The sequence below is a fragment of the Micromonospora sp. DT53 genome (assembly GCF_049841535.1).
GTDB lineage: Bacteria > Actinomycetota > Actinomycetes > Mycobacteriales > Micromonosporaceae > Micromonospora.
Genome location: NZ_JBNCKM010000002.1, coordinates 974,359 through 989,679, shown reverse-complemented (window position 1 = coordinate 989,679; position 15,321 = coordinate 974,359). Strand labels below are relative to the sequence as shown.

Genomic DNA, 15,321 nt, shown 5'->3' with positions numbered 1-15,321 from the left:
GCGGCGGTCAAGCCGTGGAGCCGCCGTCCGTCGCGGGTTGCCCGGCGCCCGCACCTGTGGAGGTGGGCGGATGTGCCTCCGGGAGGCGTTCGATCAGCTTCGTGAGCGCGCCGTTGGCGAAGGTGGCGCCGAGCGCCGACCCGGCTCCGATGGTCCAGCCCACCGGCCCGAGCGGGGTGCAGCCGAAGAACTGGCTCACCCCCGGCGTCTGCACCACCACGACGAGCACGCCCAGCGACGCCGCCGTGGAGGCCAGCACGGCCGGGCTGGTGCCGCCGGCCAGGATGGTCTGCCCGAGCTGGGTGCCGACCAGGGACACCAGGGCGACCGTACCGGCCCGTTGCCGGCGTCCGGTGTAGCGGGCCAACGTCCAGCCCGCGGTCGCGCCCAGCGTGGTGGCTGCCGCCCGCAGCCCGATCTCCCTGGTGAGGCTCTCGCCGAGCGCCGTGTCCGGGCCCTCCCGGAGCAACGCGTCGGTGCGGTCCGAGGCGGGTGGCCGGACCGCGATGGCCAGCGCCGGCGCCAGGTCGGTGAGCAGGTTGACCAGCAGCAGTTGTCGTCCGGTGAGCGCGGAGCGGCCGGTCGCCGCGGCGGTGAGCACACTGAACGCGATCTCGCCGAGGTTGCCGCCGACCAGGATGCTGAGCGCGTGCCGCACCGACGACCACATCGCCCGCCCTTCGATCAGGGTCGCGATGATGGTTTCCAGCCGGTCGTCGGTGACCACCAGGTCGGCTGCGGCGCGGGCGGCCGGGGTGCCCCGTTGGCCGAGGGCGATGCCGACGTCAGCCAGCCGGATCGCCGGGGCGTCGTTGGCACCGTCACCGGTCATCGCCACGGTCCGCCCGCACTTCTGCAACGCCTGGATGATCCGCACCTTGTGGGCCGGGGTGCAGCGGGCCACCACATCGGTGTTGGCCAACCGCTCGGCGAGCGCCTCGTCGTCCAGTTGGTCGAGTTCAGCGGCGGTGACCACCCGCTGCTCGTCGTGCTCGCTGATGGTGGCGGCGATCGCCTCGGCGGTGGCCGGATGATCACCGGTGATCATGATGGTGTGCACGCCGGCCTGCCGGATCCGGCGTACCGCCGGGGCGGCGCTCTCCCGCACACCGTCCGCGAGGGCCAGGAAGCCCACGAAGGTGAGCCCTCGAACGTCGGAGTCGGTCACCTTCGGGTCGTTCACCGGGCACTCCGCGACGGCCAGGATCCGGTTTCCCGCACCGGCCCGGTCAGCGAGCATCCGCTCCAGCTCCGCACGGCCGGCGTCGTCGAGCGGCTCCTGGCGACCGTCGGTGCGTCGGGACGAACAGCGCGGCAGCACCGTCTCCGGAGCCCCCTTGACGCTCAACAACAGGTGACCGTCGGTCTGTCCGATGCTCGCGTGGTAGCCACGGGACGGCTCGAACGGCAGCCCTCCGGCAGCCTGCCAACCGGCGGCACCGGTCTGCTCCACCACCCCGGCCTCCCCGGCGCCCCGCCGCACCGCCCGGTCGGTCTGCAACGCCAGCTCCTCCGGACCCTTCGCGGCGGGAGTGGCCCGCAGCGCCGCGGCCAGCGTCATCCGGAGTCGGTCGTCCAATCGGTCCACCGGGGCGTACCGGTCACCGACGCCGTCACCGACCCCGGCGAGCAGCAACTTGCCCTCGGTGAGGGTGCCGGTCTTGTCGAAACAGAGCACATCCACCCGGCCCAGCGCCTCGATCGTGCGCGGGTTGCGGACCAACGCGCCGTGCTCGGCCAGCCGCCGGGCCGCGGCCAGCTGCGCCGCGCTGACCAGGAACGGCAGCCCCTCCGGCACCGACGCCACGGCGAGGTTCGCGGCGGTCGCGGCCGTTTCGGCCAGGGGTACGCCTCGAAGCAGGCCCGCGCCGGCCACCGCCACCGCCGAGCCGGCCGCCAACGGGATGGCGGCGCTTGTCAACGCGCCGAGCCGAGCCTCCACCCCACTGGCCGGGGGTGCCTGCCGTACCAGGGCCAGGCTGCGCCCGGCCTCGGTGTCGTTGCCGGTCGCCACCACCACGGCGGTGCCGTGCCCGGCGGCGACGGTGGTGCCCTCGTAGAGCATCGAGTGTCGGTCGGCGATGGCGGCGGCCACCACAGGTCGGTTGGACTTGGCGACCGGCAGCGACTCGCCGGTCAGCGACGACTCGTCGGCCTCCAGGCCCACCGACTCGAGCACCCGGCAGTCGGCGGGTATCGAGTCACCCGGTTCGACGGTGATGACGTCCCCGAGGACCAGGTCCTCGGCGGCGAGAACCTGCTCGGCACCGTCCCGACGGACCCGTGCGGTCACCGCCGACCGCGACAGCAACTCCGCCAGCGACCGTTCCGTGTTGCGCTCGTGCACCGCCCCGATCAGGGCGGACCCACCGACTACGCTGCCCACCAGCGCGGCGTCGACAAGTGAGCCGAACGACGCGGAGAGCACCGCGCCGGCGGCCAGCACCGGCGTGAGCGGGTTGGACAACTCGTCCACGAAGGCGCGCAGCAGCCCACCACTGCCGGGTGCGCCGCCGCCGTTGTCACCGGAGCCGTGGCGTCGGCGCTGCGCTTCGGCGCTGGCCAGGCCGTCGGGGGTGGAACGCAGGTGGTCGAGCACGGTGCCGACCGGCATCAGGTGCCAGGCGGTTGCCACCGGCGCCGGGGTGTCCGACTGGTCGTGCAACCGGCGGGCCTGCCAGACCCCGTTGGCGAAGGCCAACCCGGCGGCGCCGTTGACCGCGACGAGCGCCCGATGTGGCAGCTGGGGCGGTGGGGCGGTGAACGCGCCAAGCGCCCCGAGGCCGGTGCCGGCCATGGCCAGCCTGATGTTCTGCTGGGCCGTTCGCCGGGCCACCCCGGTCGCCTCGATCACCAGTGCCACCACCCGCAGGTCGGCTCCGACCAGCAGGTGCGCGCCCCACGGCGGCAGCTCCTCCGGCGCGGCGAACCCGAGACCGCAGTCGGACGCGCCGAGCGCCTGCCGGTCCGCGGAGACCAGCATCACCACCGCGCCGTCGCGCTGCAACGCGCGTACCGACTCGGGCAACTGGTCGCCGCCCGGGAGTATCGCGTCGGCGAAGCCGTACCGCTGCTCGTCGCCGCCGGCGACGAGCAGCCGCAGGCCGGCGTGTCGGGCTGCGGCGGGCAGGCCGTCGACGCCGGGCGCGGGTTCCGGCTCGACCCGCAACAGGGCGGCGAGCCGGTCGCCGTGGGCGAGGCCGAGGAGTCGGCCGCCGGCGGAGCGCAGCCGGGCCGCGTCCGGGATGTCGTCCGCGTCGTTCGCGGGCATCCGGTCCAGCGGCCCGAGCCGCCAGCCGTCCGCCGCACGGGAGGCGGCCGGATCGTCCGGGTCGAACAACGCGAAGGCCCGCTCGGCCACCTGGTCGACGTCCGCGTCGGACGCCGGCGCCAGATCGGCCAGTACGCCCCGGTCGGAGCCGAGCACCGCGGCGTCGAGCACAAGCGTGTCGATCCGGTCCAGTTCGCGCAGCACACTCCGGTCCATGGCGATCACTCCGCGCCGGGCCAGCATCCGGCCGAGCTGGGCCGCGTACCCCTCCCGCCCGCTGCCGGGCGCCTTCGGTAGCGCGGACAGGCCCAGCGCGGCGGCCCGCTTCGGCCCGGCGAACGGCACCGCCGCCGCGCCGGCTGCCGCCCCCGCGGCGAGCATGCGGTTGATGTACCGCTCGACCGGGCCGTCCGGCTTCGGCCGGGGGCGGTCGATCACCGGCCAGCGGGCGGTGGCCCGTTCGGCGTCGCCGGTCAGCCGTGGCTCGGCCTTCTCCCAGGCGGAGAGTTGGGCCCGATCCTCACTCCACTGCACGATCCGCTGGGCGCCGTCCAGGACGATCCCCGTCCAGCGGCCGGTCAAGCCCTGCACGATCGCCTCGGCCAGCGGAAACAGGATGTCGGCACGCGGGTCGGAGCGCAGCCGTTTGCCGATGAACTCGTGCAGCTTCGGCTGAAGATCCACTGCGGAGAGCAGGCCGGCCACCTCGCCGGGCAGCGGCGCGAACGGTAGGACCCTTGTGGCCGCCGAGATGGTCAGGCCCAGCGCGTCCGAGGCGAGCGCGCCGAGGGTGCGCGGGGTTCGCGGACCCTCCTCCGGCGGGTGCGGCGGCGGGATCTCCGGGTCGGGTTCGTGGTCGCAGGTCCGCTCGATCCGGTCGATCGTGGCGATCAGGTCGCGCAACGTCGGCTCGGGGGTCTGCACGGCGACCACCACCCGGCCGGAGGGTGCGTTGACCCGTGCCCAGGCGACCCCGGGCAGCCGCTCCAGCGCGCCCTCCACCTGACGGGCCAGCCGGTTCCCGCCGTCCTGGCAGACACCGTGCACCTCGATGTGGTGCCGGCCCGGTCGGGACCAGACCCGACGCCGCGTCAGCCCGGCCGTCCGGGCCAGCCGGGTCGCGGCCGAGCTGACCGTCCGGGTGGCCTCGCCGACCAGGTGCGGCACACCGAAGGACGGCAGGATGCGGCCGGCAGCGCGACCCGCCGCCGTCATCGAGGCGTACGGCTGGACGGACGCCGGCCCGGCTCCCTGTTGCCGCTGATCCTGACCTTGCCCATGTCGTCCTCCCACCGCGCTCACGTCCGGCGGCCTGGCTTCCCGACCTGCCATCCGTTATGCCCCCTGAGCGGCGGAATTTTCCGTCGTCGCTGGCGCATGGACGGGATGGGCCGTGGAATCCGACGACCTTCACCGGACACGGGGAGGCCGGCATGAGCACGCTGACGCGACATCTCAACGGTTCGCGCGAGAACGTCCAGATGTACAACCGGCGGTTCCACCTGCCGATGCTGGGTGAGGTGGCGGTGCCGCCACCGGACAAGGTCGTCTACTACGCCGGGCTCGGGGTGCTCGCCGCGCTACAGGTCATCGAGTGGCCGATCGCCGTGGTGATCACCGCCGGTCACCTGTTGGCAGACCAGCATTTTTCCGGCCTGGTGCGCGGTTTGGGAGAGGCGCTGCAGGAGGCCTGACGAGAGCCGGGTCACCGGACGGTTGACATGAATCCGGGTTGAGGTCGCATGCTCGGTCGATGCCGAGCACAGCCGTCACCGCCGCACCCACCGCACCGGGACTCTTCGCCCCCCGGCTGCGCGCGATGACGGTGGGCAGCGTCGCGTTGATCTCACTCCTCGCGTTCGAGGCGTTGGCGGTTGGTACGGCGATGCCGACCGTCGCCCGCAGCCTGGACGGGCTGGCGCTGTACGGGATCGCGTTCGGTGGCCCGTTCGCCACAGGTGTGCTGGCCATGGTGGTCTCCGGCATCTGGTGCGACGCCCGAGGTCCTCGTGGGCCGATGTGGCACGGCGTCGGCTGGTTCGTGGTCGGTCTGCTGATCGCCGGGACCGCCCCCGTGATGAGCGTGCTGGTCGTCGGGCGCGTCGTGCAGGGTTTCGGCTCCGGACTGCTCTCGGTCGCGCTCTACGTGATCGTCGGGCACGCGTACCCGCAGGAACTGCACCGGCGGATCTTCGCGGCGTTCGCGGCGGCGTGGGTCGTACCGTCGCTGGTCGGGCCGGCGGTCGCCGGCCTGATCGTGCAGTACCTGGGCTGGCGGTGGGTCTTCCTGGCGGTGCCGGCGGTGGCGGTGCCGGCGGTGCTGCTGATCCATCCCGGCCTGCGGTCGTTGGCCCGAAGTGCGGCAACGAGCCCGCCGGCGGGTGCGGCCGCGCGGATCGGTTGGGCTTGCGGGGCCGCGGTGAGTGCCGCACTGCTGCACATCGGGGGACAGCAGCGCGGCGCCACAGCCCTGGTGCTTGTCGCGTTCGCCGTGGTCGGTCTGCTGGCCTGTGCCCCGCGCCTGCTGCCGGCCGGGTTTCTCCGGGCGGCGCGAGGGTTGCCCACCGTCGTGGGGCTGCGTGGCCTGGCATCGGCGGCCTTCGTCGGCGCCGAGGTGGTCATTCCGCTGATGCTCTCCCGGGAACGGGGCCTCTCGCCGACCGCGGCCGGGCTGGTCCTGACGGTCGGCGCGTTGGCGTGGTCGGTCGGCTCCTGGTTGCAGGGCCGGATTCCGGTGCCGTCGTCGCGGGCCAGCCTGCCGCGCGTCGGGCTGAGCTGCATCACGCTGGGCACGGCAACTGTCGCTTTGGCCGTCCGGCCCGAGCTGCCGGTGGCCGTCGCCGTGGTCGGCTGGGCGGTCGCCGGTCTGGGCATGGGCCTGCTCTATCCGTCGTTGTCGGTGCTCACCCTGGAGTTGTCCGCACCGGGTGAGCAGGGTCGCAACAGCTCGTCACTGCAACTGAGCGACTCTCTGTTCGCGGCGACCGTGCTCGCGCTGACCGGGGCCGTGTTGGCGGCCGGAAGTGCCCCAGGCCCGGCCAGCTACGCGACGACGCTCGTGGTGACCGCTGCGCTGGCGCTGCTCGGGGCGCTGCTGGCCGGCCGTGTCGTGGCGGATGGAGGCATGCGCCCGGCCGGGTGATCCACGGATTCGGCCGCGTCCCTCCTGCTCGTGCCGGAAGGATGACGGGCGATGAACTTCCTGACCATCCTGCCGCTCGCCGTGGTCATGGTCGCCGGTACGCAGTTGGTGGTGGCGGTCTTCCTGGCCTCGTCGGATCGGCCCCGGGCGGCGTCGCTGGGCTTCCTCGCGGGCGCGGGGCTGGTGGTGGCCGCCGGGGTGACGGTGGCGTGGTCGTTGACCCGGCTGGTGGGCGGAGTGGCGGCCGACGCCAGCGCCGTCGCCGGGAAGGTCGATCGCGGCCCCACCATCGACCTGGTGGTGCTGGCCCTGCTGGTGATCCTGGCCGTGCTGATCTGGGTACGCCGGAACCGCTCCGGACCGCCGCGCTGGCTGGGGAGCATCGAGCGCGCCGGCCCGCCGCAGGCGCTACGGCTGGGTGCGCTGCTCTTCGTGGCGACGCCAACCGACGACCTGACCATGGCCACCGTCGGAGCGAGTGTGGCCCGGCACGATCTGCCGTGGTGGCACCTCGTGCCGTTCGTGCTGCTCACCGTGCTCCTGCTGGCCCTGCCCCTGCTGGCGTTGCTGCTGCTCGGGAACAGTGCGGCGCGGGTGCTGACCCGGATGCGGGAATGGGCCGAGGCGCACGCCTGGATCGTCAACGAGATCGTGATCGCGTTCTTCGCGCTGCTGACCGTGTTGGACCTGATCCGGTCGGGCTGAACCGTCGCACGCCGTCGCGGGATCTCGCTCGCGGACACGTACGGGGGAACCGGCCGGAAATGAGAGCAACAACGGTTCACGTTCGTCTTACCGTGACGCCATGTTCGCTGTCGTCACCACGGTGATCCTCTACGTCTTCGGCTTCGTCTTCCTCTACGGCGTGATCCGGCTGGGTGTCCGGCACGCGTTCGAGGATCTGGAGCTGCAACGGGCCAAGGCCAGGCGCGAGGAGGAGTTGGCGGCTGCCCGCGACCGCTCCTTCATGCGCGACAACGCTTTCCTCGCCGGCAGTTGAGCGCCGGATCGATCCGGCCCGGGCCGGCGGCGTCGCCGGCTGGGCGGGGAGCCGTCGGGCGGTTCAGCGTCGCGGATGCGAGGATCGCACCCGTGATGGGAACGCTGAAGACCGAACCGGCCCGTGCCCGCCTGGATCTGCTCGCCCCGCCGGTCGCGGAGGCCATCGCGCAGTGGCCGGCCGACGCTCCCGTGGACGTCAACGACGTGTTGGTCGCGCCGATCGACGCCGACCTCGCCGACACCGCCGCGTTCTGCGCGGCGTACGAGGTGGGGCTGGATGTGTCGGCCAACTGTGTCGTGGTGGCGGGCAAACGTGAGGGCGTGGTCCGCTACGCGGCCTGCATCGTGCTGGCCACGACGCGAGCCGACGTGAACGGGGTGGCCCGCCGGGCGCTGGACGTTCGCAAGGCGAGCTTCGCCCCGATGGCCGACGCGGTCGAGTTGACAGGCATGGAGTACGGCGGCATCACCCCGATCGGGCTGCCGGCCCAGTGGCCGATCCTGGTGGACGCGCGGGTCATCGCCACACCGCACGTGATCGTCGGGTCGGGCGTACGGCACAGCAAGATCGCGCTGCCGGGGCCGGCGTTGGGTGCGCTGCCGGGAGCGCAGGTGGTGGAAGGGCTGGCCAGGCCGGTCTGACCAGGCATCGATATCGATGTTGTTGCACGTGAAACATCGTGATCATCGATGCGTGGTGCCGGCCGCCGGTGACTCAGTGTGAGTGGGCTGCGGCCTCGCGCTGCTCGACCTCGGCCAGTGCGGCGAGCAACGTCTGCACCTCCTGTGCGCCGGAGACCGCGTACTTCCCGGCCAGGACGAAGGTCGGCACGCTTGTGATGCCCAGGTCCCGGGCGGCGGCCAGGCTGGCCGCGACGTCGGCGACGCGCTCGTCGGAGTCGAGGAACCGGCGCGCGTCGGCCGCGTCCAGGCCGATCTCGCCGGCCAGCGTGGCCAGCGCCTCCCGTGACCCGACGTCGACACCATGGTTGAAGTGCGCCTGGTAGAGCGCCTCCACCATCTCGGCCGCCAGGCCCTGGTCGGTCGCCCAGGACACCAGCCGGTGCGCCTCGAAGGTGTTGGCGATCACCGCGTGGTCGTAGTCGAGCCGCAGCCCGTCGGCCGCCGCGACCTGGATCACGTGGTCGACCATCTGCCGGGCGCGCTCCGGGCCGCCGAACTTGCCGGCCAGCGCCTCCACCAGCGGACGGGGCTCCGGCACCGGCGACGGGTCGAGCTGGAACGGTCGGTAGCGGACCGTCACCTCGCCCTGGTAGCTGGCGAGGGCCTCATCCAGGCGGCGCTTGCCGATGTAGCACCACGGGCAGATGACGTCCGCGTAGATCTCGATCTCCATGACCGGTGGCAACCTCGCGGTCAGCCGAGTTGTTCCCGGATCTGCCGCTTGAGACGGCCCAGGATCGCCGTGCCGCCGCGAATCCGCAGCGGGCTGATCGCCTGTGCCAGGCCCATCCGCTGGTAGAGGTCGTCCGGCACGGCCAGCACCTGCTCGGCGCTCGCGCCCGCCAGCCCTTCGGCGAGGATCCCGGCGAACGCCCGAGTGGTCGGCGCCTCCGGTGGGCAGTCGAAGAGCGTCTCCACGGTGCCTTCCGGGGTCACCCGGGCGCGCAGGAAGAACGCCGTCTGACACTCGGGCACCTGTTCCATGCCCTCGCGCTCCGCAGCGCCCTCCGGCAGCGCCGGGATGACGTCCGCGTACTCCAGGAGCATCTCCAGCACCAGGTCGCGCGGCGCGTCCGCGAACTCGTCGACGATCTCGGCCAGTCGGGCCGGCATGTCAGCCATGCGTCGAGGCTACCGCCGTCGTGCCGGGGCCCCGGTCACACCGTCGGCGACTGCTCGCTGATCTCGCTGAGCGCGCTGGTGGGGTCCAGTTGCATGGCCAGGTCGCCGAGCGAGACGATCCCCACCAGCTTGCGGTCGCTGTCACAGACCAGCACACGTCGGATGCCCCGATCCCGCATCAGCGCCGCCGCCTCACCCGCCGTGCAGTGCTGTTCGATCATGACGACCTCGCGGGTGACGATCGAACCGATGGTGGTGGCCGCGGGGGAGCTGTTCTCCGCCACGGCCCGCACCACGATGTCCCGATCGGTGAGCATGCCGGCGAGGCTGGCGCCGTCGGTGACCACCACATCACCGATGTCCGCCTCCTTCATCACCCTGGCCGCCTCGTCCAGGGTGGTCTCTGCCGGCAGGTACACCACCTGCTTGGTCATCACGTCGCTGACCCGGTAACCGGTCATCAGAGCCTCCGAAGACGTTTCCACCCGATCCGACTGCACTACCCAGTGACGCGGCAGCTACACCAGGCTCGCACGTTCCTGGCGTACCTCGTGGACGAGTCGATCCACCAGACCGTCCAGCGGCAGCTCGGTGCGCCCGTCACCGGCCCGCTCGCGCAGCTCGACGTACCCCTCGGCGAGTCGGCGGCCGACCACGACGGCCCGGGGGATGCCGATCAGCTCGGCGTCGGTGAACTTGACCCCGGCCGAGACGTGCGTGCGGTCGTCGACAAGCACCCGCAGGCCGGCGGCGGCCAGGCGCCCGCCGAGCTCCAGCGCCGCGTCGAGCTGCGGACCCTTGCCCGCAACCACCAGGTGTACGTCACACGGCGCGATCGCCGCCGGCCAGACCAGCCCCCGGTCGTCGTGGTGCTGCTCGGCGACGGCCGCCACCGCCCGGGAGACCCCGATGCCGTAGCAGCCCATGGTCGGCCGGACCGGCTTGCCGGCCGGCCCGAGCACGTCGACCGCGAAGGCATCGGTGAATCGGCGGCCGAGCTGGAAGATGTGCCCGATCTCGATGCCCCGCCGGATGGTCAGCTCGCCCGACTCGCAGTCCGGGCACCTGTCGCCGGCGCGCACGTCGGCCGCCTCGATGGTGCCGTCGGGTGTGAAGTCGCGTCCGCACACCACGTCGGTCGCGTGTCGGCCCGGCTCGTTCGCCCCGGTCAGCCAGGCCGACCCGGTCACCACCCGAGGATCGACCAGGTAACGGATGCCCAGCTTGTCGAGCAGTTGCGGTCCGATGTAGCCGCGTACCAGCTCCGGACGGTCGGCCCACTCCTCGAAGACGGTCACCTGCGCGGGATGCAGCGCGGCACCGACCCGCTTCAGGTCGACCTCCCGGTCACCGGGCAGCCCGATCACCAGCGCCTCGGCCCGGTCGGCGCCCGGCTGACGGACGGACAGCACGACGTTCTTCAGGGTGTCGGCGGCGGTCCAGCCGTCCCGACCGCCCAACCGACGGGCGTTGGCCAACTCGACAAGGCTCGCGATCGTCGGCGTTTCCGGAGTGTCGTGCACCTCGACCGCCGGCTGCCTGCTCGGGTCACCGGCGCTCGGCGCACGGGTGGCCACCGCCTCGGTGTTGGCCGCGTAGTCGCAGGAGGTGCAGCCGACGAAGGTGTCCTCACCGACAGGCGTCGCCGCCAGGAACTCCTCCGACGCGGAGCCGCCCATCGCGCCGGACATCGCGTGCACCACCGCGTAGTCCAGACCCAACCGGTCGAAGATTCGCTGGTACGCGGCGCGATGCCGCCCGTACGCGTCGCGCAGCCCCGCCTCGTCCAGGTCGAAGGAGTACGCGTCCTTCATCAGGAACTCCCGGCCGCGCAGCAGCCCGGCACGCGGCCGTGCCTCGTCGCGGAACTTCGTCTGCACCTGGAACAGCGTCACCGGGAAGTCCCGGTACGAGGTGAACAGGTCCTTGACCAGCAGCGCCGCCATCTCCTCATGGGTGGGCGCCAACAGGTGCTCGGCACCGCGCCGGTCGGCGAGGGTGAAGATGTCGTCGCCGTACTCCGTCCACCGGCCGCTGGTGCGGTAGGGCTCGGCCGGCAGCAGCGCCGGGAAGTGCACCTCCTGGTCGCCGATCGCGATCAGCTCGGCGCGTACGACCTCGGTGATCCGATCCAGCACCAGCTTGCCCAGCGGCAGCCAGGTGTAGCCGCCCGGTGCGGCACGACGGATGTAGCCGGCGCGCAGCAGCAGCCGGTGGCTCGGCACCTCCGCGTCGGCCGGATCCTCGCGCAGGGTCCGCAGCAACAGGGTCGACATGCGTAGCAGCATCCGCGCAGCCTAGAGCTTGTGCGCCCGGCCCAGCGATCCAATTCGGTCCGATGCGGGGCGTCACTGTCGGACCGGTACGCCCGACGTTGCTGATGCCTGTGAGTCATCAGGATGACTCACAGGCATCACGCTCATCAGGGCATGGTCGACCGGCGGAGGCCCAACCCGCTGTCACCCCGGACGATCTGGCCCGCCAATGACCTCCGCCACGTCGCCGGATCGGGGCACCGTCCGCAGCGCCTGCGGTGACAGACTGGTCGCCGCAGGCAACGGGTGGCGTGAGGGAGGCGCGGGTGCGCTGGCGCAGTTTTGTCGCGGTCGGGGACAGCTTCACCGAGGGTATGGACGACGCGTACCCGGACGGCACCTACCGGGGCTGGGCGGACCTGGTGGCGACCCGGCTCGCCGCCGACGCGGGCCCCGACTTCCGGTACGCCAACCTGGCCATCCGGGGCCGGCTCTTTCCCAGCGTGGTCGCCGAGCAGGTGCCCTCCGCGGTGGCGATGAAGCCGGATCTGATCAGCTTCGCGGCCGGTGGCAACGACGTGCTGCGGCGCACCTTCGACCCGGACACGCTTGTCGCCCGCTTCGACGAGGTGGTCCGGCAACTCCGCTCAGGCGGCGCGGACGTGCTCCTCTTCCGGTTCGCGGACGTGATGGCCCGACTGCCCGGCCAACGCCTCGTCGCCCCCCGGGTGCAGCTGCTCAACCAGGCGGTCGGTGAAACCGCCGAGCGGCACGGCGCCATCATGGTCGACCTGTACGCCGACGACACGTTCCTCAACCCGATGCTCTGGAGCACCGACCGGTTGCACCTCTCCCCGGCTGGCCACCGACGGGTCGCCGGGCAGGTGTTGAACGCCCTCGGGGTTGGCTGCGACGAGGAGTGGCTGATGGTCCCGCCGCACCCGGCGCCGTCACCGTGGCTGGCCGCCCGCGCCGCCGACCTGCGGTGGGCCGGACGCCACCTCGCCCCCTGGGTGAAGCGGCGGTTGACCGGTCGGTCGTCCGGCGACACGGTGACGGCGAAGCGCCCGCAACTCGGGCCGCTCGTCGACTGAGCGTGCTCACCCTGCACACCGCGGCGCTGCTGCGCCATGACCGGGACGACGAACCGGTGCCGGAGCACGCCGTGCTGGTCAGTGGTGACCGGGTCGAGGCCGTCGGCCCGCTGGCCACCGCCGGGCCTGAACTGGCCCGGTCGTCTCCACTGTGGAGCGTGTCGGTCGAATCGGGGTAGCCCGATGTCCGCCATCGTCGATAGCATCCGCTGCCCCCGCTGATCGGAACGCGGGGACATCGGGGAAAGGTGGATGAGGGATGACCCTCATACCTGGCAAGACGACCTCCGCAAGACCGGTCCGGGCCCTGCTGGCCATGGGGCTTTCCGTGGCGGTCGCCGCCGGGACGCTCACGCTCACGGCCGCTCCGGCCGCAGCGAACGCGCTCTCCGTCGGCGACAACAACCCACCGGGTGTGCCGACCGAGCTGCAAACCTCCGGCAGGCCGTGCACGACGGCCGAGCCGTACCAGTTGTGGCAGAACGACAACCTGGACCTCTCCGCCATCCTGCACGACCCGGACATCGACGGGAGCGGTGGCACCGACCGGTTGACCACGACCTTCGCGCTGTGGCCGGTCGACGAGCCGGCGGCTCGGATCGAACGGTTCGGGTACAACGGTCGGGAAGGCGATCGGGAGAGCGGCCTCTTCGAACGGGAAACGCTCACCCACGACCGGGTGTACGCGTGGCAGGTCCGGGCGACCGACGGTTGGGCAGCCGGCGAGTGGAGCGGCCTCTGCTATCTCCGGACCGACTTCCAGGGCCCCGAGATCGCGCCGGTCGTCACCTCCACCGACTTCCCCGTCGAGGGCTGGCACCCGGCGCTGGCCGGCCAGTTCACCTTCGACGCGGCGGCGACACCGGACGCGGTCGGCTTCCGGTACGAGCTGCTCGGCGGCGACGGCGTCCACGTGGTGTCGGCGGACCAACCCGGTGGCTCGGCCACGGTCACGCTCCGCCCGGATGCGGGACCCAACACCCTCGTGGTGTGGAGCCTTGACGCGGCCGGGAACCTGTCGCCCGAGGCGCGGTACGAATTCCGGGCCAGCGACGTCGCGCCGATCATCACCGGCAGACTCACCGAGGTCGGCGTGCCCACCACGTTCACCGTGCAGCCGCAGATGGCAGGGGTGGTCGGCTACCGGTTCCAGCTCGACGGCGACCCCGAGCAGACGGTCGAGGCCGCGGCCGACGGCACCGCCGCGCTGACCGTCACCGCGACCCGGGGCGGCAACCGGACGCTCTCCGTGACCAGCCTGACCGCCGACGGCGTGACCGCCACCGCGACGAGTACCTTCGTGCTGTCCACCACCCCGAAGATCACCGCGACGGTCTATCGGCAGGGCGGCACCAGTGGGGGGCCGGGTGTGCCTGGTGTCTTCACCTTCACCCCGCGCCAGCCTGACGTGGTCAGCTACCGCTACAGCTTCAACACGGTGACCAGCACCGTGGCCGCGGCGGCCGACGGCACCGCGTCGGTGACCTGGGCACCCACGAAGGCCGGGCTGACCATGCTCACCGTTTGGAGCATCGACCGGAACGGCACCCAGTCGGCTTCGGCGTCCTTCATCTTCTTCGTCGGCAACCCGCCGCCGAGCAACCCGGCCGGCGGCCCGGGCCCGGCCGGCGGTCACTGATCCGCCGATCGGCCGGCCGGCCCACCACCCCGTGCGGGTGGTGGGCCGGTCCCGTTACAGCGGTCGTCGACGGCGATCCGGCGTACCTTGGGGATCATGTCTGTGCCGAACGATCCCGATCCCCGCCTCCAGTCGTACGCGGACCCGCAGCGGCTGGTCACCACCGAGTGGCTGGCCGAGCACCTGGGCGACGAGGGCCTCGTCGTCGTCGAGTCCGACGAGGACGTGCTGCTCTACGAATCCGGTCACATCCCCGGTGCCGTCAAGGTCGACTGGCACCTGGAGCTGAACGATCAGGTGACCCGGGACTACCTGGACGCCAAGAGCTTCGCCGAGCTGTGTGCCGCGAAGGGCATCGGCCGGGGTGACACGGTCGTCTTCTACGGCGACAACTTCAACTGGTGGGCCGCGTACGCCCTCTGGGTCTTCTCGCTCTTCGGCCACGCCGATGTGCGACTGCTCGACGGCGGCCGGCAGAAGTGGATCGCCGAGGGACGCGAGGTGACCCGCGACAAGCCGGCTCGTCCGCGCGCCGACTATCCGGTGCCGCTCCGTGACGACGCGCCGCTGCGGGCCTTCCGTGAGCAGGTCATGGCGCACATCGCCTCCGGCCGGCCACTTGTCGACGTCCGGTCGGCGGGTGAGTACACGGGCGAGATGCTGCACATGCCGGACTACCCGCAGGAGGGCGCGCTGCGCGGTGGGCACATCCCGGGCGCGGTCAGCAAGCCGTGGAAGTCCGCCGCCAACGAGGACGGCACGTTCAAGTCCGCCGACGAACTGAAGGCGATCTACGCCGACCAGCTCGGGCTGAGCCCCGACGACGACGTGATCGCGTACTGCCGGATCGGCGAGCGGTCCAGCCACACCTGGTTCGTGCTGCGGCACCTGCTGGGCTACCCGCAGGTGCGCAACTACGACGGCTCGTGGACCGAGTGGGGCAACCTGGTCCGGGCACCCGTGGTCCAGGGTGACCAGCCCGGCGGCCTGGCCGCCTGACTGACCCGCCGGCCTCGGCGCGTGGACGTAGGGGGGAAGCGGGGTCGGCGGGGGGGTGAGGCAGCGAGTGAGATAGCGCCGCGGGGAGGCCGGACGACGCCCGGGACCCCGCC

The 15,321-nt window shown here is 72.2% G+C and carries 14 protein-coding genes; 9 read left to right on the top strand and 5 right to left on the bottom strand.

The window, feature by feature from the left end:
• Nucleotides 1-7: 7 nt before the first annotated feature.
• Nucleotides 8-4,486, bottom strand: coding sequence for an HAD-IC family P-type ATPase (locus ACLQ3B_RS10425; RefSeq protein WP_425779482.1), 4,479 nt, complete (start codon nt 4,484-4,486; stop codon nt 8-10).
• 218 nt (nt 4,487-4,704) lie between these two features.
• On the opposite strand from ACLQ3B_RS10425, the gene ACLQ3B_RS10420 reads away from it, so the two are divergent.
• The 5 genes from ACLQ3B_RS10420 (at nt 4,705) to ACLQ3B_RS10400 (ending at nt 8,057) form a co-directional block, all read left to right on the top strand.
• Nucleotides 4,705-4,965 carry a hypothetical protein gene (locus tag ACLQ3B_RS10420; protein ID WP_425779480.1) on the top strand — a complete coding sequence of 87 codons (261 nt, stop codon included), beginning with the start codon at nt 4,705-4,707 and terminating at the stop codon, nt 4,963-4,965.
• A 59-nt stretch (nt 4,966-5,024) separates the two neighbouring features.
• Complete coding sequence (locus ACLQ3B_RS10415) at nt 5,025-6,413, top strand: MFS transporter (RefSeq protein WP_425779478.1); 1,389 nt, start codon at nt 5,025-5,027, stop codon at nt 6,411-6,413.
• Nucleotides 6,414-6,464: 51 nt separating this feature from the next.
• Nucleotides 6,465-7,118: a GAP family protein gene (locus ACLQ3B_RS10410; RefSeq protein WP_425779476.1), complete on the top strand. Its 654-nt coding sequence runs from the start codon at nt 6,465-6,467 to the stop codon at nt 7,116-7,118.
• A gap of 100 nt (nt 7,119-7,218) precedes the next feature.
• Entirely contained in the window at nt 7,219-7,413 is a 195-nt protein-coding gene (locus ACLQ3B_RS10405; RefSeq protein ID WP_425779474.1) for a hypothetical protein, read from the top strand.
• 95 nt (nt 7,414-7,508) lie between these two features.
• Nucleotides 7,509-8,057, top strand: coding sequence for a YbaK/EbsC family protein (locus ACLQ3B_RS10400; protein ID WP_327043298.1), 549 nt, complete (start codon nt 7,509-7,511; stop codon nt 8,055-8,057).
• Between the two features lie 73 nt (nt 8,058-8,130).
• Here the strand turns inward: ACLQ3B_RS10400 and ACLQ3B_RS10395 are convergent, their stop codons facing one another.
• From ACLQ3B_RS10395 to ACLQ3B_RS10380, 4 genes are read right to left on the bottom strand one after another with little or no spacing between them, the layout of a single operon-like run.
• A complete protein-coding gene (locus ACLQ3B_RS10395; protein WP_425779472.1) occupies nt 8,131-8,772 on the bottom strand; it encodes a DsbA family oxidoreductase in 642 nt (213 codons plus the stop codon).
• A 20-nt stretch (nt 8,773-8,792) separates the two neighbouring features.
• Entirely contained in the window at nt 8,793-9,221 is a 429-nt protein-coding gene (locus ACLQ3B_RS10390; RefSeq protein ID WP_425779470.1) for a SufE family protein, read from the bottom strand.
• Nucleotides 9,222-9,256: 35 nt separating this feature from the next.
• Nucleotides 9,257-9,682, bottom strand: coding sequence for a CBS domain-containing protein (locus ACLQ3B_RS10385; protein ID WP_030487636.1), 426 nt, complete (start codon nt 9,680-9,682; stop codon nt 9,257-9,259).
• 57 nt (nt 9,683-9,739) lie between these two features.
• On the bottom strand, nt 9,740-11,509 hold the full coding sequence (locus ACLQ3B_RS10380) for a proline--tRNA ligase (protein ID WP_425779468.1): 1,770 nt from the start codon (nt 11,507-11,509) through the stop codon (nt 9,740-9,742).
• 293 nt (nt 11,510-11,802) lie between these two features.
• On the opposite strand from ACLQ3B_RS10380, the gene ACLQ3B_RS10375 reads away from it, so the two are divergent.
• The 4 genes from ACLQ3B_RS10375 to ACLQ3B_RS10360 all read left to right on the top strand — a co-directional run bounded on the left by ACLQ3B_RS10375 (nt 11,803) and on the right by ACLQ3B_RS10360 (nt 15,208).
• A complete protein-coding gene (locus ACLQ3B_RS10375) occupies nt 11,803-12,570 on the top strand; it encodes an SGNH/GDSL hydrolase family protein (protein ID WP_425779466.1) in 768 nt (255 codons plus the stop codon).
• Nucleotides 12,571-12,572: 2 nt separating this feature from the next.
• Entirely contained in the window at nt 12,573-12,749 is a 177-nt protein-coding gene (locus tag ACLQ3B_RS10370; protein WP_425779464.1) for a hypothetical protein, read from the top strand.
• Nucleotides 12,750-12,829: 80 nt separating this feature from the next.
• Nucleotides 12,830-14,209: a hypothetical protein gene (locus ACLQ3B_RS10365; RefSeq protein ID WP_425779462.1), complete on the top strand. Its 1,380-nt coding sequence runs from the start codon at nt 12,830-12,832 to the stop codon at nt 14,207-14,209.
• Nucleotides 14,210-14,305: 96 nt separating this feature from the next.
• Nucleotides 14,306-15,208 carry a sulfurtransferase gene (locus ACLQ3B_RS10360; protein ID WP_425779461.1) on the top strand — a complete coding sequence of 301 codons (903 nt, stop codon included), beginning with the start codon at nt 14,306-14,308 and terminating at the stop codon, nt 15,206-15,208.
• Nucleotides 15,209-15,321 lie beyond the last annotated feature (113 nt).